Raw genomic sequence first — 20,097 nt, forward strand, 5'->3', positions numbered from 1 at the left:
AAATGGCTTTACCAAACAACAATCCAACAAAGACAGTTTCGTGGCAAAAACTTACAAATCATTTTAATGATATTAAAAACATCACCATAAAAGATTTGTATAAAGATGAAAATAGAGTATCAGATTTTTCTTTAGAATTCGATGATTTATTAGTAGATTTTTCTAAAAATAGAATTACAAAAGAAACTATTGATTTATTAGTAGAATTGGCTAAAGAAGTTGGTTTAAAAGAAGCAATCGAATGTCAGTTTAATGGAGAAGAAATCAATGTTACAGAGGGTAGAGCAGTTATGCATACTGCTTTAAGAAGCACTTCTGATGAACCAGTTTTGGTTGAAGGTAAAAATATAAAACCACAAATACAAACCGCATTAAGAAAAATTAAAAGTTTTTCTAACAAAGTAATTTCTGGTAAATGGAAAGGGTATACAGGTAAATCTATTACAGATGTTGTAAATATTGGTATTGGTGGTTCTGATTTAGGCCCAGATATGATTGTTGAATCTTTAAAGTTCTACAAAAATCAATTAAATACACACTTTGTATCTAATGTAGATGGAGATCATGTATCAGAAATTATAAAAAACTTAAATCCAGAAACTACACTTTTTGTAATTGTGTCAAAAACATTTACAACACAAGAAACAATATCTAATGCAGAAACTATTAAGAATTGGTTTTTAAAATCTGCTACTATTTTTGATATTCCTAAACACTTTGTAGCAGTTTCTACAAATTTAGAAGCAGTAGATAGTTTTGGTATTGATAAAAATAATGTTTTCCCAATGTGGAACTGGGTTGGTGGTCGTTTTTCTTTATGGTCTGCAGTAGGTTTATCAATTAGTTTATCTGTTGGTTTTGATAATTACAGAGCTTTATTAGATGGTGCAGAAGAAATGGATATTCATTTTAGAAATGAAGAATTTGAGAATAATGTTCCTGTAATTTTAGCTTTAATCAGCATTTGGTACAATAATTTTTATTTAGCAGAAACAGAAGCAGTTTTACCATATTCTCAATACTTAAAGAAACTACCAGATTATTTACAGCAGGCAGTTATGGAAAGTAATGGTAAAGGTGTAGATAGAAATGGCGATAAAATAGATTACCAAACAGGTACAATTGTTTGGGGTAGTACAGGTACAAATATGCAACATGCATTTATGCAATTGGTACACCAAGGTACAAAGTTAATTCCTGCAGATTTTATTGGTTATAAAGAGTCATTATATGGTTTGTCTGATCATCATAAAAAATTAATGGCAAATTACTATGGGCAAATGGAAGCTTTGGCTTTTGGTAAAACAAAAGAAGAGGTGCATTTAGAATTGCAATTTTCTGGTGATGAAGATAAAATTAACAAACTACTTCCTTTTAAAGTTTTTGAAGGTAATAGACCAAGTAATGCAATACTTTTCGATAAACTTACACCTAAGTCTTTAGGGAAGTTAGTTGCCTTATATGAACATAAGATTTACGCACAAGGAATTTTATGGAATATCTATAGTTATGACCAGTTTGGAGTTGAATTAGGTAAGGAATTAGCTAAAAAACTTTTAGGTAAATAAAAAGAGGGCATACTTTTTAAGATTTTGTTAATTTTTTAACATAAAAAATTAACAATTACCAATAATTAAAAAAGCGATTAAAACACTGTTTATTAGTGTCTTAATCGCTTTTTTTTACTAAGATAATACCTTAAATTTGTGTTAAATGTTAATCTTAAATTAACATTAGAATGCAAAGAAAAATTCAATTTTGCAAAACATTTAATAAACAAATTAAACAATGAGAAATTTTAAAAACTTATTATTCGTAGCTTTACTTTTAGTGTCTGCTACAATTCTAGGACAAACTAAAATTACAGGAGTAATTGTTGATGAAACAAACCAACCTTTACCTGGAGCAAGTGTTCTTGAAAAAGGAACAACAAATGGAGTGTCAACAGATTTTGATGGTAATTTTACATTAAACGCTAAATCTAATGCAGGTACTCTTGTAATCTCTTTTATTGGTTACAAAACAAAAGAAGTATCGTTTACTTCAGCAAAAACAGAGCTAGGTACTATTAAATTAGTAGAAGATGCTATTTTAGATGAAATAGTTTTAACAGCTACATCTTTTGCAATTGGTAGAAAAACTCCTGTTGCAGTTTCTACTGTAAAATCTGCAGATATTGAAGCTAAATTAGGTCTTCAAGAATTTCCAGAAATTTTAAAATCAACTCCTGGTGTATATGCTACTAAATCTGGTGGTGGTTATGGAGATGGAGAAATTAATTTACGTGGATTTAGAACTCAGAATATTGCTGTAATGATTAACGGTATTCCAGTTAATGATATGGAAAACGGAGCTGTTTATTGGTCTAACTGGGCTGGTTTATCAGATGTAACTTCTGCAATGCAAGTACAAAGAGGTTTAGGAGCATCTAAAGTTGCTGTACCATCTATTGGAGGTACAATTAACATTATCTCTAAATCTACAGATGCTACTAAAGGTGGTTCTATAATGATGAGTACTGGTAATGATGGTTATCAAAAATATGGTATGACATTATCTACAGGTTTAATGGATAATGGATTTGCTGTTACTGCTTCTGCTTCAAAAATTTCTGGAGAAGGATATGTAAACGGATTACAATTTGAAGGTTTTAACTATTTTTTAAATGTTTCTAACCAAGTTAACGATAGTCATAAATTATCTTTCAATGCAATTGGTACAATACAAGAACATGGTCAAAGGTTTAATAGAAGAACTATAGAACAATATAGAGCAACAGAACAAGGTGGTCAGAGATTTAATCCAGATTGGGGTTTTAGAAATGGTAAGATAGAAAACTCTTCTTTTAATTTTTATCATAAACCACAGATTTCTTTAAATCATGATTGGATTATTTCTGATGCTACATTTTTAACCACTTCTGCATATGTTTCTTTTGGATCAGGAGGAGGAAGAAGAACTCAAGGTACTAAGTTTGCAAATGATTCTTACAGATTAGGAGATATTGATCAACCAATTGATTTTGATCAAATAGTTGATGAAAATATTGCAAATGGAGCAAATGGTGCAACAGATATTTTTGCAGCTTCTAAAAACTCTCACGAATGGTATGGTGTTTTATCCACATTAAAAACTGATTTATCAGAAACTTTAACATTCTCAGGTGGTCTTGATGCAAGATATTATATAGGTTCTCACTGGTATGAAGTTACAGATCTTTTAGGTGGTGAATACTACTATAACTCAGATTTAGATGAAAGAACAGGAGGTCAAGCTTTAAAAGTAGGAGATCGTTTTAATAAAGATTACGATGGTAAAGTTGGTAGATATGGTGTATTTGGTCAGTTAGAATATAGTAAAGACGATTTATCTTTATTCGTTTCTTCTTCTGTGTCAAACTCAATATATAGCAAAGTAGACAGAATGTCTTTTGGTGATGAAACAAGAGAATCAGAAACTGCTAATTTTTATGGATACAGTATTAAAGGAGGGGCAAATTACAACTACTCAGATACACAAAACGTATTTGCAAATATTGGTTACTTCTCAAGAGCACCTATTGCAGACAACGTATTTAACAGCGATTACGATGTAGATTTATACGAAGGAGCTTTAAACGAAAAAGTATTTAGTGTAGAGTTAGGTTATGGTTTTAAAACTCAAGTATTTTCTGCAAATGTTAACTTATATCACACAGCTTGGATAGATAGATTTATGACATTTTCTTTACCAGGAGCAGATGGTGAGTTTATTACTTCTAACGTTACAGGATTAGATGCATTACACCAAGGTTTAGAAATAGACTTCTTGTTTAAACCAATAGAAAAATTATCTATTACAGGTATGGCTTCTTTAGGTAACTGGAGATGGAAAGATAACGCGTCTGCAAGTACTTTTAATGAGACAACAGGTGAAATTATTGCAACATCAACAGTATATGCTAAAGATTTAAAAGTATCTGATGCTGCACAAACTACTTTTGCATTTGGTGTTCAGTATGATTTATTAGAAAGAACAAATATTTCTTTAGACTATAACTATGCAGGTGATAACTACGCTACTATGAATGTTACTTCAAGAACAGATGAAGAAGATGCAGGTGTTGATACTTGGAAATTACCTAACTATCACTTATTTGATTTTGGTATTAGACATGGTTTCGAAATTGCAGGTTTACAATCTACAGTATCTGGTAATGTAAACAACATATTTAATGTAGAATATATTTCAGATGCTAATAACGGTTCTAATTCAAGCTATGATACTGCTCAAGTTTATTATGGTGCAGGAAGAACATTTAGTTTAGGATTAAAAGTTAAATTTTAGATAACAAATAATATACAAAATGAAAAAAATACTTTTATTATTAACAGTTTTTTCAATGGTTTTCACTTCTTGTGATCCATTAGAAGATATCTATACAGAAGTAGATGCAGAATCTAATGCTGTAGTAGGAGACGTAGTTTATACATTAACCGATGATGATTACGAAGAATTAGAATTATCTTATGGTAGTTTTAGCTCAGAAGATGATGCTAAAGCAGCTTTACCAGCGTTCTTAGCAGACAAATACCCAGTTTGGGGAAAAGGTTCTTCTGCATTAATCGAATATCAATTATATATTGGTAACGCTTTTGATTTAGATAATTATAATTTAGATCAAGATGATTATACTTTTAGTGGAAGTGATTTATTAGGTTTTGAATCTACTTCAACTCCATCAGATTATCTAGCAGATATCATTAGCGATAATTTTAGTTCTCCAAATGAAGGAGATTATGTAGCAGCTTCATATTTCCAATTCACTGGTTCAACTTACACAGTTACTCCTACAATTTCTTTTGATGAAAATTTTGATTATGGAACAACAGCAGGTGATTTAACAACTATAAGTAGTGGTGATTGGGAAGCGCATTCAGGTGCTGGAAATGGTCCTATTGGATTTGATACAACTAGTTTATCAATGACAGATTATCCTTCTTCAGATATAGGAGGATCTTTAACAGTTGATAGTTCTGGTTCTGAAGATGTAACAAGATATTTCACAGAAATATCTTCAGGAATTGTTTACGCAAGTACTTTAGTTAATTTAAGTGAAGTAAATGACGGAACGTATACTTTTCATTTAAGAGATAGCGATTTCGCAGTAGGATATGTAGCAAGAGTTGGTGCTAAAGATGATGGTTCTGGAAATATCTTGTTTGGTATTGGAGCAAGTTCAAGTACTTTAACTTACGGAACTACGCCTTACGCATTAAATACTACATATCTTTTAGTATCATCTTATAATATTGAAAATGGTGAAGCTAACTTATATATTTTACCATCAGTAGAAACAACTCAACCAGTTACTCCAGAGGCTTCAAGTTCTGGTACTTCTGGAGCAATTGTTTCTGGTGTTTCTATTCGTCAAGGTGGTGGAGGACCAACTGGTGTTTTTGATGGAATACGTATTGCAAATACTTGGTCTGCACTTATGACTAATGATGTTTTAGCTGATGAAGTAGTTGGAGGTAAAGTTGAATCTAATGTAATATATACATTTGATGGTACTGATTGGGTTTTACCAACTAGTGATTATTATGCTGTTACAGAAGCAGATTTTACATCTATGGGAATTACGTCTTTTGGAAGTTCTACTTCTGCAGATGACTATTTACCAGCATTCTTAAATCTAAAATTTCCTTATGCACAAGAAGGTACAACTTTAGATGTAGTTTATGATTATGTTTCAAGTTCAAGTGGAGCTCAAGTTCGTGGAGATTTATATACAAAAGAATCAGGAGTTTGGTCTAGTTTCGAATCTACAATTACTGCATCTTTACAATTGGCACATGATGGTTCTTCTTGGGTACCAGATAATACAATTAAACACGAATTAAATGCAGATGATTATGCATTAATTATAAGTACTTATAAAACTGTAGCAGGTTATGAAACTTCAGTTCAAAACCTTGAAGCTTATGGTAATATTAGTACTTTTAACTGGACAGAAGAGCAAATAGATGCTGCATTAAATACAGTTATAGTTAGCAATTATCCAGGTATGGAAGAAGGTCAAAAATTTGCAATTACTGTTTATGTATATGATGGTTCTTCTCATAACATAGTAATCAATTATATTTTAGAAGGTGGTGTTTACGTAAGAAACGACTAATTCTTTAAATTATAAATATTTTAAAACCACCTCAACAGAGGTGGTTTTTTTATACATAAAATTGTAACTTTACAGCATTAAACGATACGTATTATGATGAAAAATGTTCACTCTTATTGGGCTTATTTAGTGTTACTTATTTTAATTTTTGCTGTTTTAAACGCAATAATTGGTTTAGTACAAAAAAAACAATTTACAGATAAAGATTTACGAATTGGTTTATTTAGTTTAATTGTTTCTCATATTCAATTATTAATAGGTTTAGGGTGGTATTTTATGTCTCCTTGGTACAAAGCGTTAAAAAGCGATGCAGGTGAAGTTATGGCAGATAAAACAGCAAGATTATTAGCAGTAGAACATCCTATAATGATGATTATTGCAATTGTATTAATTACCATAGGTTGGTCTAAACACAAGAAAAAAACAGAAGATTCTGCTAAATTTAAAACATTTGCAATATTTTATGGTTTGGCATTATTAATAATTCTTTCAAGAATTCCTTGGAGTAACTGGATCTAATTAATGAAAATTTTAAGTTATTTTTTATCATCAATATTTACTTTAGTATTCTTTTTACTATTGTTAATTTTTCATCCTATACAATGGTTAGGTTTAAAATTAGGTGGGTTTAATGGCCACCAAAGTGTAGTAAATATTATGAATTGGTTTTTAGTAAAAAGCTTACTAATATTAGGTGTACCAGTAAAAGTTAATAATAATTATAAAATTCCAGAGGGTAAAACCATCATTTTTGTATCTAATCATCAAAGTATGTTTGATATTTCACCAATAATTTGGTATTTTAGAAAACATATTCCAAAATTTGTGTCAAAAAAGGAACTCAGTAAAGGCATACCAAGTATCTCATTTAATCTAAGAAATGGTGGTGCAGCATTAATTGATAGAAAAGATCCAAAACAAGCCATAACAGAATTGATTAATTTTGCAAAAAACATCAATAAAAATAATTGGTCTGCAACAATTTTTCCAGAAGGTACAAGAAGTAAAACAGGTAAACCTAAAAAATTTGCACCAAATGGCTTAAATATACTTACAAAGTATAATAAAGAAGGATATGTTGTACCTTTAACCATCAATAATTCTTGGAAAGTTTTTAAATATGGTAAGTTTCCATTAGGTTTAGGCAGTCCTATTACAATAACTGTACATGAACCTATAAAGATAGATGCAATGCCATTTAAAGAATTGTTAGTAAAAACAGAGTCAGTTATTACAGCTCATATAAAATAAAATTATGTCTATAAAAAATGTAAGAAAAGAAGTTATGCTAACTTTAGAACAAAAGATGCAGAGCTTCATGGAAACCTATTTAATACCTGCTGAAAAAATTTGGCAGCCAACCGATTTTTTACCTAATTCTCAGAGCAATTCTTTTATAACAGAAGTAGAAGAAATTAGAGAAATATCTAAAGAATTACATGACGATTTTTGGGTGGTTTTAGTAGGAGATACAATTACAGAAGAAGCATTACCAACTTACGAATCTTGGTTGTTAGATTTAGATGGTGTTACTCAAGACCCAGACAATAGTTGGGCAAAATGGGTAAGAACTTGGACAGCCGAAGAAAACAGACATGGAGATGTTTTAAACAAATACTTGTATTTATCTGGGCGTGTAAATATGCGAGAAGTAGAAATTTCTACACAGCATTTAATTGCAGATGGTTTTGATATTGGTACATCTACAGATCCATATAAAAACTTTGTATATACTACATTTCAAGAGTTGGCTACTTATGTTTCTCATAACAATGTAGCTAAAATTGCACGTAAAAAAGGACACAAAGCCTTGGCAAAAATGTCTAAAATTATTGCAGGAGACGAAATGCGTCATCACCAAGCTTATGCACATTTTGTAAAAGAAATTTTTCAAATAGATGCCAGTGAAATGATGTTGGCTTTTCAACATATGATGAAACATAAAATTGTAATGCCTGCCATGCACTTAAGAGAATCTTTTGGCGAAAAAGGAAGTTTGTTCGACGATTTCTCTACAGTTGCACAAAGAATTGGCGTTTATACAGGTTTCGATTATGTAGATATTTTAAAGAAATTGAACACAATGTGGGAGATTGATAAAATAACAAATCTAACTCCAGAAGCAGAAAAAGCACGCGATTATTTAATGAAACTTCCAGACAGAATGTATAGAATTACAGAAAGAATTAAAGTGCCAGACACAGACTTTCAGTTTAAATGGATGTTACAACCTAGTTAGTCTCAGAAAACAATATTTATTTTTTAGTCAGGAAAGAATTAAAAAAACAAAAATTTAAAGACCCTTCAGGTTTCCAAAACCTGAAGGGTCTTTTTTTTATAAACTATTTAAGTTATTCTATCATTTTAAAGAAGAATATTAAAATCATCTTTATCATTCAAAAATCCCAATTGTTCTCTAATTTTTTGCTGATTGCTTTTTATTAAAGTCGCTTCAATTATTCCGATTTCATTTTTAGGGAGATTAGAAATTTCATCACCCAAACAATCAATAATTACAGAATTTCCAGAATAGGCATAATTATTGGCATCAGTACCAGTTCTATTTACACCAATTGTATAGCTTATATTTTCTATGGCACGTGCTTTTAAAAGCGTATTCCAAGCTTTAATTCTTTTTATTGGCCAATTTGCCACATAAATTAAAACATCGTAATTTTCTGTGTTTCTAGTCCAAACAGGAAAACGTAAATCATAACAAATCAAAGGACAGATTTTCCATCCTTTATATGTTACAATTAATTTTTTATTTCCAGAAGTGTATTCTTTATCTTCACCAGCCAAAGAAAAAGAGTGTCTTTTATCATAAGTTTCTATTTTACCAGAAGGTTTAACAAAAACTAAACGATTATAATATTTTAAGTCATCTTCAATTACTAAGCTTCCAGTAATAGCTAAATCATTTTCTTTAGCCATTTTTAGCATCCAAGAAATAGTTTTCCCATTCATTTTTTCAGCTACATTTTTGGGTTCCATTGTAAAACCAGTGGTAAACATTTCTGGTAAAACCACTAGATCTGTTTCTTTAGGTAGACTTCTAATTTTTTCATCAAAAAAGGCAAGATTTTTAGTTGGATTTTCCCAAACCAAATCTGCTTGAATACCAACAACTCGCAATTCGTTTTTCATCAAAATAAAATTAAAGATTAAAGAGGTATAAATGTAAGTTTTTGTAATTTAGAAAACCAAAAATTAACGATGCAATCTTTTATTTCAGAAACTTTAGATGATATTTTACAGACCACAAAATCATTTGAAAATGTGGTTTTTATACTGCCTTCACAAAGAGCAAAGGTTTTTGTAAAGCAAGAGTTTAAAGATAAAATTAGCGTTGGTTTTTTACCAGAAATGCTAAATATAGAGCAATTTATTCAGCGAATTTCTGGAGTGCAAAAAGCAGAAAGCATCCAGCTTTTGTTTCATTTTTACGGAATTTATAAAAGCGTAGAAAAAAATCCGGATTCTTTTGATATTTTTTCTTCTTGGGCAATAACAGTTTTGCAAGATTTTAATGAAATTGATCAACATTTGGTAAACACTAAAGACATTTTTATCTATTTAAGAGATATAGAACGTTTAAGAAAATGGTCTGTAAAAGGTACTTTTAAAGAGACAGAATTAATTAAAGATCATAATTCGTTTTTAGAAAAACTAAATAATTATTACGATTCTTTTTATCAATTTTTATTGAATAAAAATATTGGTTATCAGGGTTTAATGTATAAAGAAGCTTCTAAAAAAATAGATGATTTTTTAGATGAAAATAGTAATAAAAAGTTCTTTTTTATTGGCTTTAATGCGTTAAACAATGCAGAAGAATTATTGTTTCAGAAAATTTTAGAAAGAGGCAATTCCGAAATTTATTGGGATATTGATGAGGCCTTTTACAACTCCAATCATCAAGCAGGTAAATTTATTAGAAGGTATAAAAGCGAATGGAAGTATTACGAAAAAAATCAACTTAAATCTTTAACAAATTCGTTTACCCAACCTAAAAATATTGAGGTAATTGGTGCAGCAAAAAATACAACACAAATAAAATATATTGGTGAAATATTAGAAAAATCTACCAATTTTAAAAATACAGCTTTAGTTTTAGCAGACGAAACTTTGTTGCCAATAACTTTAAATTCTTTGCCTAAAAACATTAATGCAATTAATATTACAATGGGTTATCCTTTAAAAGATGTGCCTACAACAAGTTTGTTATTTGCTGTTTTTCAATTGTATATTTCTCAAGAAAAACTTCAAAAAAATATTGTTAATGAGTTTTATTATAAAGATGTAATTCGCTTTTTAAAGCACCAAAATATTTATGGATTATTAGATAATATTGATGTTTTTACAACTCAAATTGCTAAAGAAAATCAGACATTTATATCAGAAGGTCTTATTCAAGAGTTTTTAAAAGAAGAAAAAGAAGCAGTTAAAACTGTAATCTTAAATTTCTTTAAACCTTTTAGTTCTGTTGCTATTTTTATAGATTATATTTTAGACTTAATTAACCTTTTAAAAGAAGAAGTTAATACACTAGAAAAAGAATATTTATTTCGTTTTTATACCGCTTTTACACAATTAAAAACATTGCAAAATGAGTTTGAATATTTTACAGATTTAAAAACTTTATCGCAGTTTTTTAGACAATTAATTTCTTCAGAAAGTTTGTCTTTTCAAGGTGAACCTTTAAAAGGTTTACAATTAATGGGGATGTTAGAAACACGTGTTTTAGATTTTGAAAACATTATTTTAGCTTCTGCAAACGAAGGTGTTTTACCTGCAAGTAGTCAGCAAAATTCTTTTATTCCTTTTGATGTAAAAGTTGAATTCGGTTTACCAACTTATAGAGAAAAAGATGCTATTTTTTCGTATCACTTTTTTAGATTATTACAAAGAGCAAAAAACGTTTTTATTTTATACAATACAGAACATGACGTTTTTGGAAGTGGAGAAAAAAGCCGATTTGTAACACAACTAGAAATGATGAAAACAGATATTGTGCAGAAATTAGTATCGCCCAAAATTGTTTCTCAAAAAACTGAATTAAAAGAAATTGAAAAAAATGATTTGGTTTTTGATCGGTTAAAAGAGCTAGCAAAACAAGGCTTTTCTCCATCATCATTAACCAATTATTTGCACAACCCTGTTTCGTTTTATAAACAGAAAATTTTAAGAATTAAAGAATTTGATGATGTAGAAGAAACAGTTGCTTACAACACTTTGGGTACTGTAGTTCACGAAACTTTAGATGAGTTGTACAAGCCATTTATGGGTAAATTTTTAAAGTTTGATGATGTTGTAGTAATGGAAAAATCTGCCAAAGATTTGGTGGTAAAACATTTTAAAATCCATTTTAAAAATGGAGATATTTCTACAGGTAAAAACCGTTTAATTTTTGAAGTTGCCAATCGTTTTGTGGTTAATTTTTTAGCATCAGAAAAAAGAGTTTTAAAGGATGAAAATAATCAACTAAAAATTATTGCCACAGAAGAAAATTTATCTGCAGAAATAGAAATCGACGGAATTGATTTCCCCATAAAATTGCACGGAAATGTAGATAGGGTTGATGAGTTAAATGGAGAATTAAGAATTATTGACTACAAATCTGGAATGGTAAAATCTTCTGAATTAAAAGTATTAGATTTTGAAGAATTAAGAGCTAAAGAACAATACAAAGCCATTCAGGTTTTATTGTATGGTTATCTATTCACAAAAAGTAAAAAGTTCGATTTTTCTAAGAATTTAAAAGGCGGAATTTATTCTTTTAAGAATCTAAACTCAGGTTTTTTGAGTATCAATTTTTCATCAAATTATAGAAACCCTGACACCAATATTACCCAAGAAAAATTAGAAGAATTTATTGAGGAATTAAAAACATACATTCAAGAGATTTACAATCCAGAAATCGATTTTATAGAACCTGCTGATTTGAAGTATTAGGTTTTATATCATTTCAAATAGAAAGAAATTGAGTTGAGAAATTTTTAATATTTATTCTTTATCTTTATAAAATGGAGTACAAACACGACCAAATTAATATTGAATATTCAGCAACAGACAAAGAATCTAACAGCGTTAGAATAATGTGTGTTTTTCTTATTTTAATTTTTGCTTTAGTTCCTTTAGCAGAAATAGTTGCAGATTTAGAGTATAACACCATAACTAGCCATTCAAGAACAACTTGTTTTATTGGTGGCTGGTCATCTGGCCCATTATCCTTCAAAGAAATAAAATAAATTACTTCCCTTTTAAAATCAATAAAGGTAAACTTGTATGGAATTCTTGTTTAAGAACTGTGTTTTTTTCCCAAAGTTTTTTGAAAAAGCCTCGTTTACGTCTAAAAACACATAACATATCTGGGTTGTGTGTCTGAAAATGTTCTAAAACTCCTTGAAAAGTAGTTGCATTTTCGGTTACTGTTAAAGTGCTTTTTAATTTTTCTAAATCTTTATTTATTACTAAATCTTCTTCAGAATAACTAGGCGTTTTTACTAAAAGTAAATTTACAGTTGTTTCAAATTTATCAACAATAAATTCTAAAGGTTTTAAAGCAGTTTTGCTTTTTACATTTCCAGATTTAAAAGCCATTAAAATACTTTTAACGGGTTTGTATTTGTAGTTTTCAGGTACTGTTAAAATAGTAATATCTGTTTGTTTTACTAAGCTACCAGCAGTTTTTCCTAAAAACACTTCTTCTTTAATAGAGTTACTTTTAGCACCAACAATAATTAAATCTATACCTAATTCTTCATCAATTGCCAAAACGCTATCTACAACAGTACCTTTTGCAGAGATTAAATTTACATCTACATTTTTATTATCTACAGACTTAACAATTGTACGCAAATATAAATTTGTTTCACGTTCAATAATCCTATTAATATTAATCATAGTTCCTGCTTTAGATTGAGCACTGTAAGCTCTAAAAACAAAAACTTTTGCATTAATTTCATCAGCAAAATCAATAGCGTATTGTAAAGTGTTTGCTGCGCTTTCTGTAGATCCAATTGGTACTAAAATGTGTTGCATAGTAGGTGAAATTTAAGTTGCAAAGTTACTATTTTTTAATAAAGTAATAATTGTTGAGCTTGTTAAGATACTTACCTTTGTAAAAAAGAGAATTCATTGAAAAATGACATCAGTTTTAAGCACATTAATAAATTAGCAATCCCTGCTTTAATTGCTGGTATTGCAGAACCTTTATTGTCTATAACAGACACTGCTATTATTGGTAATATAAACGAAAATGCAACAGAAAGTTTGGCAGCAGTTGGTATTGTTGGCGCATTTATTTCTATGTTAATTTGGGTTTTTGGACAAATAAGAAGTGCAATTTCTTCTATTGTTTCTCAATATGTGGGTGCAAATAAAATAGACGAAATTAAATCGTTACCTGCACAAGCTATTGCAATTGTTGTTGGTGGTAGTTTTTTAGTTTTGGCAATTTCTTATCCGTTTGCAAAACAGATTTTTCAGTTTTATAATGCATCTGGTAGTGTTTTAGAATACTGTATTGCTTATTTTAAAATTAGAATTTTTGGTTTTCCATTTTCACTTTTTGTATTTGCCATTTTCGGAGTTTTTAGGGGTTTACAAAACACTTATTATCCAATGATAATTGCCATAATTGGAGCCTTGCTTAATATTGTCTTAGACTATGTTTTTGTTTATGGAGTTGATGGTTACATACCAGCAATGTATATTGAAGGTGCTGCTTATGCAAGTGTAATTGCACAATTTACAATGGCCATAATAGCTTTAATTCTGTTGATAAAAAAAACAGATATATCATTAAAAATTAGCTTTCCATTACATCCAGAAATACCAAAATTATTAGGGATGATTGGTAATCTTTTTATTAGAACCATTGCATTAAATACAGCTTTATATTTTGCTACTTCTTATGCTACAGATTATGGAGCTGCTTATATTGCTGCATATACAATTTGTTTAAATATTTGGTTGTTGGGCGCTTTTATGGTAGATGGTTATTCTAGTGCAGGTAATATTTTGGCGGGTAAATTATTAGGTGCAAAAGAATATAAAAAGCTAATAATTTTAAGTAATAAATTAACCAAATATGGTTTGTTTACTGGTGTTATAATTGCAATTGTTGGTTTTCTTTTTTACAATGCAATTGGCACAATATTTACAAAAGAAACTTTGGTTTTAGAAAAGTTTTATCAAGTTTTTTGGATCGTTATTATTACTCAACCTATAAATGCGATTACTTTTATTTTTGATGGTATGTTTAAAGGTATGGGTTTTATGAAGTATTTGCGAAACGTATTAATTCTATCTACTGGATTGGTTTTTATACCAACCTTACTATTTTTTGATTGGTTAGATTACAAGTTAATTGCCATTTGGATTGCTTTTACACTTTGGATTTTAGCCAGAGGAATTCCGTTAATTATTAAGTTTAGAAATCAGTTTTTGCCACTTGCTAATTCTTAGCATCTCTTTTGTAGACGCTTTATTATTTACTTATCTTGTAAATCTTAAATCACTAAAAAAATGAAATTAAAATATATTTTCTTTATTAGCTGTTTTGGAATACTTATTGTTGCTTGTACAAAAGAAAAAACTTTACAAGAATATATGATAGATTCTTGGCAAACTACATATTTAAAAATAGAAATGCCAACTTATGAAAAATCTGATTCTCTTGAAGTTTTTGAAGATAAATTTGATAATAACCCTGAGTTAATTGCCCAGTCTAAATACAATGCAGATGGTACTTTTAACGCTTGGTTTATCAATAAAGAAAATAAAAGAATTTCTGATTCTGAAGGAAAATGGCATGTAGAAAATGATTCTCTTTTTGTAGAGTTTTTTTATGTTGGTAGGAATATGAAAATAAGTTATCACATTACAAAAACCAATGAAGGTTTTATTGGTAAAAGCAATTTTGATTGGGATAATGATGGCGAATTTGATGATGCCTTAACCATGAAAACGAAACGTATTAAATTAGATTAAAAATTGGTTAACTTTAAAAAAATATCCTTACGAATACGTATCTTTTTATCTATGATTGTGTTGGTGATTTTAGCATCAATATTAATTTTAGTGGTTACTGTTTATCAATATGATGAGCAAACTAAAGATTATAATATTCAGCGTTTTGAGCGTAAAGAAGCTACCACAAGATTAACAATAGATTTAGAGTTAAATATAAAAACTACATATCCTGTAAAGACAGATAATTTATCAAAAATATTTCAAGAACGTATTTATGAAATATCATCAATCAATAAATTAAATATTTCAATTTTTGATTTACATGGTAACTTATTAGTGTCATCTAAAACAAATGCTTTCGAAACTACAGAAATAGAGCCTTTGCCTTATGATATTTTAAATGATTTGGCACAAAATTCTAATCACAGAATTTTAATTCCGGTTGTAAAAAATGGAATGGGTTACCAAACTTCTTACACCTATATAAACGATCCTAAATTTAAACGAATTGGTATTTTAGAGCTACAGTTTACGCAAGACAATTCAGAAGTAGAGCATGAGCTAAAAGAATTTATTTCTAGATTAGGTTTAGTGTATTTGTTAATGCTATTTATTGCAATTGCAATGGCGTATTTTTTATCGAGTTATATTACACGCTCTATAAAAACAATTTCTGATAAAATGCAACAAACTAGAATTAACGAGCGTAATGAAAAAATTATGCTAAATTCTGCAAGTTCTGAAATTGAAATTCTAGTAGAAGCCTACAATAGTATGATAGATCAGCTAGAAGAAAGTGCTGTTAAATTAGCGAAAAGCGAACGTGAGCAAGCTTGGCGAGAAATGGCAAAACAAGTGGCGCATGAAATTAAAAATCCGCTAACACCAATGCGTTTAACAGTACAAAGTTTTGAGCGTAAATTTAATCCTGAGGATGAAAAAATTAAAGAAAAGTTGGCAGAATATAGTCAAACTTTAATTCAGCAAATAGATGTTATGAGTTCTATTGCTTCTGCTTTTTCAGATTTTGCAAAAATGCCAACCCAAAAAAGAGAAAAAATAGATGTAATTAGTGTGGTAAAATTAGCGTTAGATATTTTTAATGAAGATTTTATTTCTTACACAACAGAGTCTGCAGAGCTATTTGCAACTTTAGATAAAACACAATTGATTAGAATTGTAACAAATCTGGTAAAAAATGCATTACAAGCAACAGAAAAAGAAGAAAACCCTGTAATTGATGTTAAAGTTGTATCAGAAAAAAATAATATAAAAATTACAGTTTCTGATAATGGTAAAGGAATATCTAAAGAAGTAAAAGATTTAATCTTTGAACCAAAATTTACGACAAAATCTAGTGGAATGGGCTTAGGTTTACCAATGATAAAAAATATTATAGAGGCTTATGATGGTATTATTTCTTTTAGTTCTAAAGAAGGAATAGGTACTGTTTTTACTGTAGTTTTACCAAAAGAATAGAACATTACGTTTTATGTTTTATGCTGTTTTTATCAGTAAAAAACATGAATTTAAAATTATAAAAAATGAAATTTAATAACATATTAGTAGAAAAAAGTGATGCTTTAGCACAAATAACGATCAACAGACCTAAAAAATTAAATGCTTTAAATAAAGAAACTATTACTGAATTAAGTAATGCTTTTAAACTTTTAGAAGAAGATGAAGTTGTTAAAGTAATAATATTAACAGGTTCTGGAGAAAAAGCATTTGTTGCTGGTGCAGATATTTCTGAATTTGCTCATTTTTCTATTGATGAAGGCCAATCTTTAGCAAAAAAAGGCCAAGAAATTTTGTTTGATTTAGTAGAAAATTTATCTATCCCTGTAATTGCTGCTGTAAATGGTTTTGCTTTAGGTGGTGGTTTAGAATTAGCAATGTCTTGCCATTTTAGAGTAGCATCTAACAATGCAAAAATGGGATTGCCAGAAGTTTCTTTAGGTGTAATACCTGGTTATGGAGGCACACAACGTTTGCCACAATTAGTTGGTAAAGGTAAAGCAATGGAAATGATTATGACTGCTGGAATGATTTCTGCAGACGAAGCTAAAAGTTTTGGTTTGGTAAACCATGTAACAGAACAAGAAGATTTATTGCCTTTAGCAGAAAAATTGGCAGGTAAAATTATGCGTAATTCATCTGTGGCTATTGCTACTGCAATAAAAGCTGTAAATGCTAGTTTTAAAGATGGTGTAAATGGTTTTGATGTAGAAGTTAAAGGTTTTGGAGCTTGTTTTGGTACAGATGATTTTAGTGAAGGAACAACAGCTTTTTTAGAAAAAAGAAGACCAGATTTTCCAGGTAATTAAAAACATTAATAAATAAAAAAACGAGCCTATTAAGGCTCGTTTTCTTTTTAGATTTAAATCTTAATTGGGTTAAACTTTTTTAAATTTCAAAATCGTTGCTAAAGCTTCTACCATTATTGCGTAAAACAACAGTATAACTTCCTTTTACATCTTGGTCTAAACTGTAAACTCTATTTAGAATGTCGTCACCTTTTACAGTTTCTGAAAAAATAATCTCATCATTAAAATAGATATAAATTTCTGATGGTTTTTTATCAAAAGCAATTTTAGAAATCATTAATTTGTTTTCTTTGTTTCTAATAACTGGCTTAAAAATTACTTTCTTAGAATCTTCATTAAATGTTACAGAATCACCTTTTACAGTTAATGTTTTAATTACAATTTCAAAATCCTTTTCTAATTCTAAAGTATAATTACCATCATTTAATTTAGAGAAATTAAAAAACTTTACAAGATTACCTGCTTTGTTTATATTTTCGAAATGAAGAACAACTCCGTTTTCATCTTTTATTGTTAATTGTTGTCCTTTCTTTGCTCCTTTAAATACTACTTTTGTTTTGTTAGCATTTAATACATTTTTCAATTCTGAATTGTTGGCGTAGTTTACTAATGTTCCGAACATAAAAACTACTACTAATACTGTTTTTTTAATTGTTTTCATAATATAAATTTTTTAAGATTTATACTGCAAAGTTATAGCAGAACTTTAGTTTATAAAACAACATAATTGGCACATTTATATTCTATATTATCAAGTTAAAATACACTAAATTTTTATAGAGTTAATATAGTATATATTTATACTAATTTTATATACTTTTCAAAAAGTGTGATTTATTCTAAATTTAGTTTTTAACGCAAAAAAAAACGAACCAATTAAGGTTCGTTTTCTAGATTTATTTCTAAATCTGATAATTAACTAAAAACTATCTTTTATATTTTAAATTCGTTACTGTAACTTCTACCATTGTTTTGTATAACAACTTTGTAATTACCTTTAAGTTCTTCGTCTAATTTATAAACTCTGTTTAAAATAGTATCTCCTTCTATAGTATCAGAATAAATGATTTCATTGTTATAATATAAAGCAACATCTAAAGGTTCATTATCGAAAGCAATTTTTGTAATCATTAATAAATTATCTTCATTTCTAACCACTGGTTTTAAAATTACTTTTTCAGAAGCATCATTTAAAAATACTTTTCCTGCTTCAATTTTTATTGATTTTACAACAATTTGAAAATCTTTTTCTAATTCTAAAGTATAACTACCATCTAAAAGCTGAGAGAAATCGAATGTTTTAATAAGTTTACCTTCTTTGTCTACATTTTCAGTATAAAGTATAACTCCATCAATATCTTTTATAGTTAACTGTTGTCCTTTCTTAACCTCGTTAAAAACAACTTTTACATTTTTAGTGTTTAATACATTTTTACTATCTGTATTGTTAGCATAATTTAATAAAGTTGCTAACATAAAAACCACTACTAATACTTGTCTTTTAATCGTTATCATAATATAATCTCTTTAAGATTTATGCTGCAAAGGTATGTTAGAAGTTATGTTCTGAAAACAACACAATTGGCAACTTTATGTGTTATTTTAACTGTTATGTATTAAGGTAATATTTAGCGTGTTAATTTAGTATATATTTAGAGCAATTTTACATACTTCCTAAAAATCAATTTTCACCAATATTTAAAATTAGAGCAAAAAAAAACGAGTCTGTTAAGACTCGTTTTATAGATTTAAACATAAAAATCTATTAATTAACTATAAACAATACTTTATTATATTTTAAACTCATTACTATAATTTCTACCATTGTTTTTTACCACAACTTTATAGTCACCTTTTTCATTAATATCTAATTTATATACTCTGTTTAAAATTTCTTCTCCTTCTAAAGTTTCAGATAAAATAATTTCATTATTGTAATAAAGATCAACTTCTAATGGTTGGTTATCAAAAGCAATTTTGGTAATCATTATTAAGTTTTCTTTTTTTCTTATTACAGGTTTTAATATTACCTTTTTAGTGTCTTCAGCAAAAATTACTTTATTATCTTCTATTTTTAAAGACTTAACTATAATTTGAAAATCTTTTTCTAATTCTAAAGTATAGTTACCATCTTTAAGTAAAGAAAAATCAAAAGTTTTTATAAATTTACCAGCTTGAGCAACATTCTCAGAATAAAGTACAGTACCATTAATATTTTTAATAGTTAGTTTTTGTCCTTTTTTTACTTCATTAAAAACTACTTTTACTTTGCTAGCATCTAATGTGTTTTCTGATGTTGTGTTGTTTGCATAGTTTGTAAATGTACCTAACATTAAACTTGCTACTAATACTGTTTTTTTAATTATATTCATTACTCTTTATTTATATACTTTTTTCTAAATTGATAAATTTATTTGTAAAAAACTTTATATCAATTGTTTAATATAAAGTGTGCTTTTTATTTATCAATACTTTATTAGCACACTGCAAAGTTATACATGAAAAGAAGGTTTAAAAACAACAGAATTGGTTAATTTATGTGCTAAATTAACACTTTGAGGGGGCTTGTGTTTTAGCAGGGTTAATTTAGAATATAAAGATGATAATTTTATATAGATAGTATTATTTCTATGT

17 protein-coding genes are annotated in these 20,097 nt (G+C 28.4%); 12 read left to right on the top strand and 5 right to left on the bottom strand.

Annotated elements, in window-relative coordinates; all coding sequences use genetic code 11:
* Positions 1 to 2 precede the first annotated feature (2 nt).
* The 6 genes from pgi (at position 3) to KO506_RS09530 (ending at position 8,396) form a co-directional block, all read left to right on the top strand.
* Positions 3 to 1,568, top strand: coding sequence for a glucose-6-phosphate isomerase (pgi, locus tag KO506_RS09505; RefSeq protein WP_215994666.1), 1,566 nt, complete (start codon positions 3 to 5; stop codon positions 1,566 to 1,568).
* 220 nt (positions 1,569 to 1,788) lie between these two features.
* A complete protein-coding gene (locus KO506_RS09510) occupies positions 1,789 to 4,326 on the top strand; it encodes a TonB-dependent receptor (protein ID WP_215994667.1) in 2,538 nt (845 codons plus the stop codon).
* Positions 4,327 to 4,345: 19 nt separating this feature from the next.
* Positions 4,346 to 6,157 carry a hypothetical protein gene (locus tag KO506_RS09515; protein WP_215994668.1) on the top strand — a complete coding sequence of 604 codons (1,812 nt, stop codon included), beginning with the start codon at positions 4,346 to 4,348 and terminating at the stop codon, positions 6,155 to 6,157.
* 96 nt (positions 6,158 to 6,253) lie between these two features.
* Complete coding sequence (locus KO506_RS09520; protein WP_215994706.1) at positions 6,254 to 6,676, top strand: hypothetical protein; 423 nt, start codon at positions 6,254 to 6,256, stop codon at positions 6,674 to 6,676.
* A 3-nt stretch (positions 6,677 to 6,679) separates the two neighbouring features.
* Complete coding sequence (locus tag KO506_RS09525) at positions 6,680 to 7,408, top strand: lysophospholipid acyltransferase family protein (protein ID WP_215994669.1); 729 nt, start codon at positions 6,680 to 6,682, stop codon at positions 7,406 to 7,408.
* A gap of 4 nt (positions 7,409 to 7,412) precedes the next feature.
* Positions 7,413 to 8,396: an acyl-ACP desaturase gene (locus KO506_RS09530; RefSeq protein WP_215994670.1), complete on the top strand. Its 984-nt coding sequence runs from the start codon at positions 7,413 to 7,415 to the stop codon at positions 8,394 to 8,396.
* Between the two features lie 125 nt (positions 8,397 to 8,521).
* Here KO506_RS09530 and KO506_RS09535 read toward each other — a convergent pair whose 3' ends face one another.
* Positions 8,522 to 9,304, bottom strand: a complete 783-nt coding sequence (locus KO506_RS09535) for an amidohydrolase (protein ID WP_215994671.1) — start codon at positions 9,302 to 9,304, stop codon at positions 8,522 to 8,524.
* Positions 9,305 to 9,373: 69 nt separating this feature from the next.
* Between KO506_RS09535 and KO506_RS09540 the strand changes: the two genes are divergently transcribed.
* Both KO506_RS09540 and KO506_RS09545 read left to right on the top strand, forming a co-directional pair.
* Positions 9,374 to 12,112, top strand: coding sequence for a PD-(D/E)XK nuclease family protein (locus KO506_RS09540; RefSeq protein ID WP_215994672.1), 2,739 nt, complete (start codon positions 9,374 to 9,376; stop codon positions 12,110 to 12,112).
* Between the two features lie 71 nt (positions 12,113 to 12,183).
* Entirely contained in the window at positions 12,184 to 12,408 is a 225-nt protein-coding gene (locus tag KO506_RS09545) for a hypothetical protein (RefSeq protein ID WP_215994673.1), read from the top strand.
* 1 nt (position 12,409) lies between these two features.
* Here KO506_RS09545 and KO506_RS09550 read toward each other — a convergent pair whose 3' ends face one another.
* Entirely contained in the window at positions 12,410 to 13,201 is a 792-nt protein-coding gene (locus KO506_RS09550; RefSeq protein ID WP_215994674.1) for a universal stress protein, read from the bottom strand.
* 96 nt (positions 13,202 to 13,297) lie between these two features.
* Between KO506_RS09550 and KO506_RS09555 the strand changes: the two genes are divergently transcribed.
* The 4 genes from KO506_RS09555 (at position 13,298) to KO506_RS09570 (ending at position 17,463) form a co-directional block, all read left to right on the top strand.
* Entirely contained in the window at positions 13,298 to 14,629 is a 1,332-nt protein-coding gene (locus KO506_RS09555; protein ID WP_215994675.1) for an MATE family efflux transporter, read from the top strand.
* Positions 14,630 to 14,689: 60 nt separating this feature from the next.
* Complete coding sequence (locus tag KO506_RS09560; RefSeq protein WP_215994676.1) at positions 14,690 to 15,154, top strand: hypothetical protein; 465 nt, start codon at positions 14,690 to 14,692, stop codon at positions 15,152 to 15,154.
* Between the two features lie 51 nt (positions 15,155 to 15,205).
* Entirely contained in the window at positions 15,206 to 16,615 is a 1,410-nt protein-coding gene (locus KO506_RS09565; protein ID WP_215994707.1) for a sensor histidine kinase, read from the top strand.
* A 65-nt stretch (positions 16,616 to 16,680) separates the two neighbouring features.
* A complete protein-coding gene (locus tag KO506_RS09570; protein WP_215994677.1) occupies positions 16,681 to 17,463 on the top strand; it encodes an enoyl-CoA hydratase/isomerase family protein in 783 nt (260 codons plus the stop codon).
* 79 nt (positions 17,464 to 17,542) lie between these two features.
* Here the strand turns inward: KO506_RS09570 and KO506_RS09575 are convergent, their stop codons facing one another.
* The 3 genes from KO506_RS09575 to KO506_RS09585 form a co-directional block, all read right to left on the bottom strand.
* Positions 17,543 to 18,124 carry a hypothetical protein gene (locus tag KO506_RS09575; RefSeq protein WP_215994678.1) on the bottom strand — a complete coding sequence of 194 codons (582 nt, stop codon included), beginning with the start codon at positions 18,122 to 18,124 and terminating at the stop codon, positions 17,543 to 17,545.
* Between the two features lie 272 nt (positions 18,125 to 18,396).
* Positions 18,397 to 18,978, bottom strand: a complete 582-nt coding sequence (locus KO506_RS09580) for a hypothetical protein (RefSeq protein WP_215994679.1) — start codon at positions 18,976 to 18,978, stop codon at positions 18,397 to 18,399.
* A 275-nt stretch (positions 18,979 to 19,253) separates the two neighbouring features.
* Entirely contained in the window at positions 19,254 to 19,835 is a 582-nt protein-coding gene (locus KO506_RS09585; RefSeq protein ID WP_215994680.1) for a hypothetical protein, read from the bottom strand.
* Positions 19,836 to 20,097: the final 262 nt, after the last annotated feature.

The organism is Polaribacter vadi (assembly GCF_018861005.1).
Taxonomy (GTDB): Bacteria; Bacteroidota; Bacteroidia; order Flavobacteriales; family Flavobacteriaceae; genus Polaribacter; species Polaribacter vadi_A.

Excerpts from the sequence above, each read along its gene's own strand:
- pgi (WP_215994666.1), top strand. The coding sequence starts at position 3 with ATGGCTTTACCAAACAACAATCCAACAAAGACAGTTTCGTGGCAAAAA.
- KO506_RS09510 (WP_215994667.1), top strand. The coding sequence starts at position 1,789 with ATGAGAAATTTTAAAAACTTATTATTCGTAGCTTTACTTTTAGTGTCT.
- KO506_RS09515 (WP_215994668.1), top strand. The coding sequence starts at position 4,346 with ATGAAAAAAATACTTTTATTATTAACAGTTTTTTCAATGGTTTTCACT.
- KO506_RS09520 (WP_215994706.1), top strand. The coding sequence starts at position 6,254 with ATGAAAAATGTTCACTCTTATTGGGCTTATTTAGTGTTACTTATTTTA.
- KO506_RS09525 (WP_215994669.1), top strand. The coding sequence starts at position 6,680 with ATGAAAATTTTAAGTTATTTTTTATCATCAATATTTACTTTAGTATTC.
- KO506_RS09530 (WP_215994670.1), top strand. The coding sequence starts at position 7,413 with ATGTCTATAAAAAATGTAAGAAAAGAAGTTATGCTAACTTTAGAACAA.
- KO506_RS09535 (WP_215994671.1), bottom strand. The coding sequence starts at position 9,304 with ATGAAAAACGAATTGCGAGTTGTTGGTATTCAAGCAGATTTGGTTTGG.
- KO506_RS09540 (WP_215994672.1), top strand. The coding sequence starts at position 9,374 with ATGCAATCTTTTATTTCAGAAACTTTAGATGATATTTTACAGACCACA.
- KO506_RS09545 (WP_215994673.1), top strand. The coding sequence starts at position 12,184 with ATGGAGTACAAACACGACCAAATTAATATTGAATATTCAGCAACAGAC.
- KO506_RS09550 (WP_215994674.1), bottom strand. The coding sequence starts at position 13,201 with ATGCAACACATTTTAGTACCAATTGGATCTACAGAAAGCGCAGCAAAC.
- KO506_RS09560 (WP_215994676.1), top strand. The coding sequence starts at position 14,690 with ATGAAATTAAAATATATTTTCTTTATTAGCTGTTTTGGAATACTTATT.
- KO506_RS09565 (WP_215994707.1), top strand. The coding sequence starts at position 15,206 with ATGATTGTGTTGGTGATTTTAGCATCAATATTAATTTTAGTGGTTACT.
- KO506_RS09570 (WP_215994677.1), top strand. The coding sequence starts at position 16,681 with ATGAAATTTAATAACATATTAGTAGAAAAAAGTGATGCTTTAGCACAA.
- KO506_RS09575 (WP_215994678.1), bottom strand. The coding sequence starts at position 18,124 with ATGAAAACAATTAAAAAAACAGTATTAGTAGTAGTTTTTATGTTCGGA.
- KO506_RS09580 (WP_215994679.1), bottom strand. The coding sequence starts at position 18,978 with ATGATAACGATTAAAAGACAAGTATTAGTAGTGGTTTTTATGTTAGCA.
- KO506_RS09585 (WP_215994680.1), bottom strand. The coding sequence starts at position 19,835 with ATGAATATAATTAAAAAAACAGTATTAGTAGCAAGTTTAATGTTAGGT.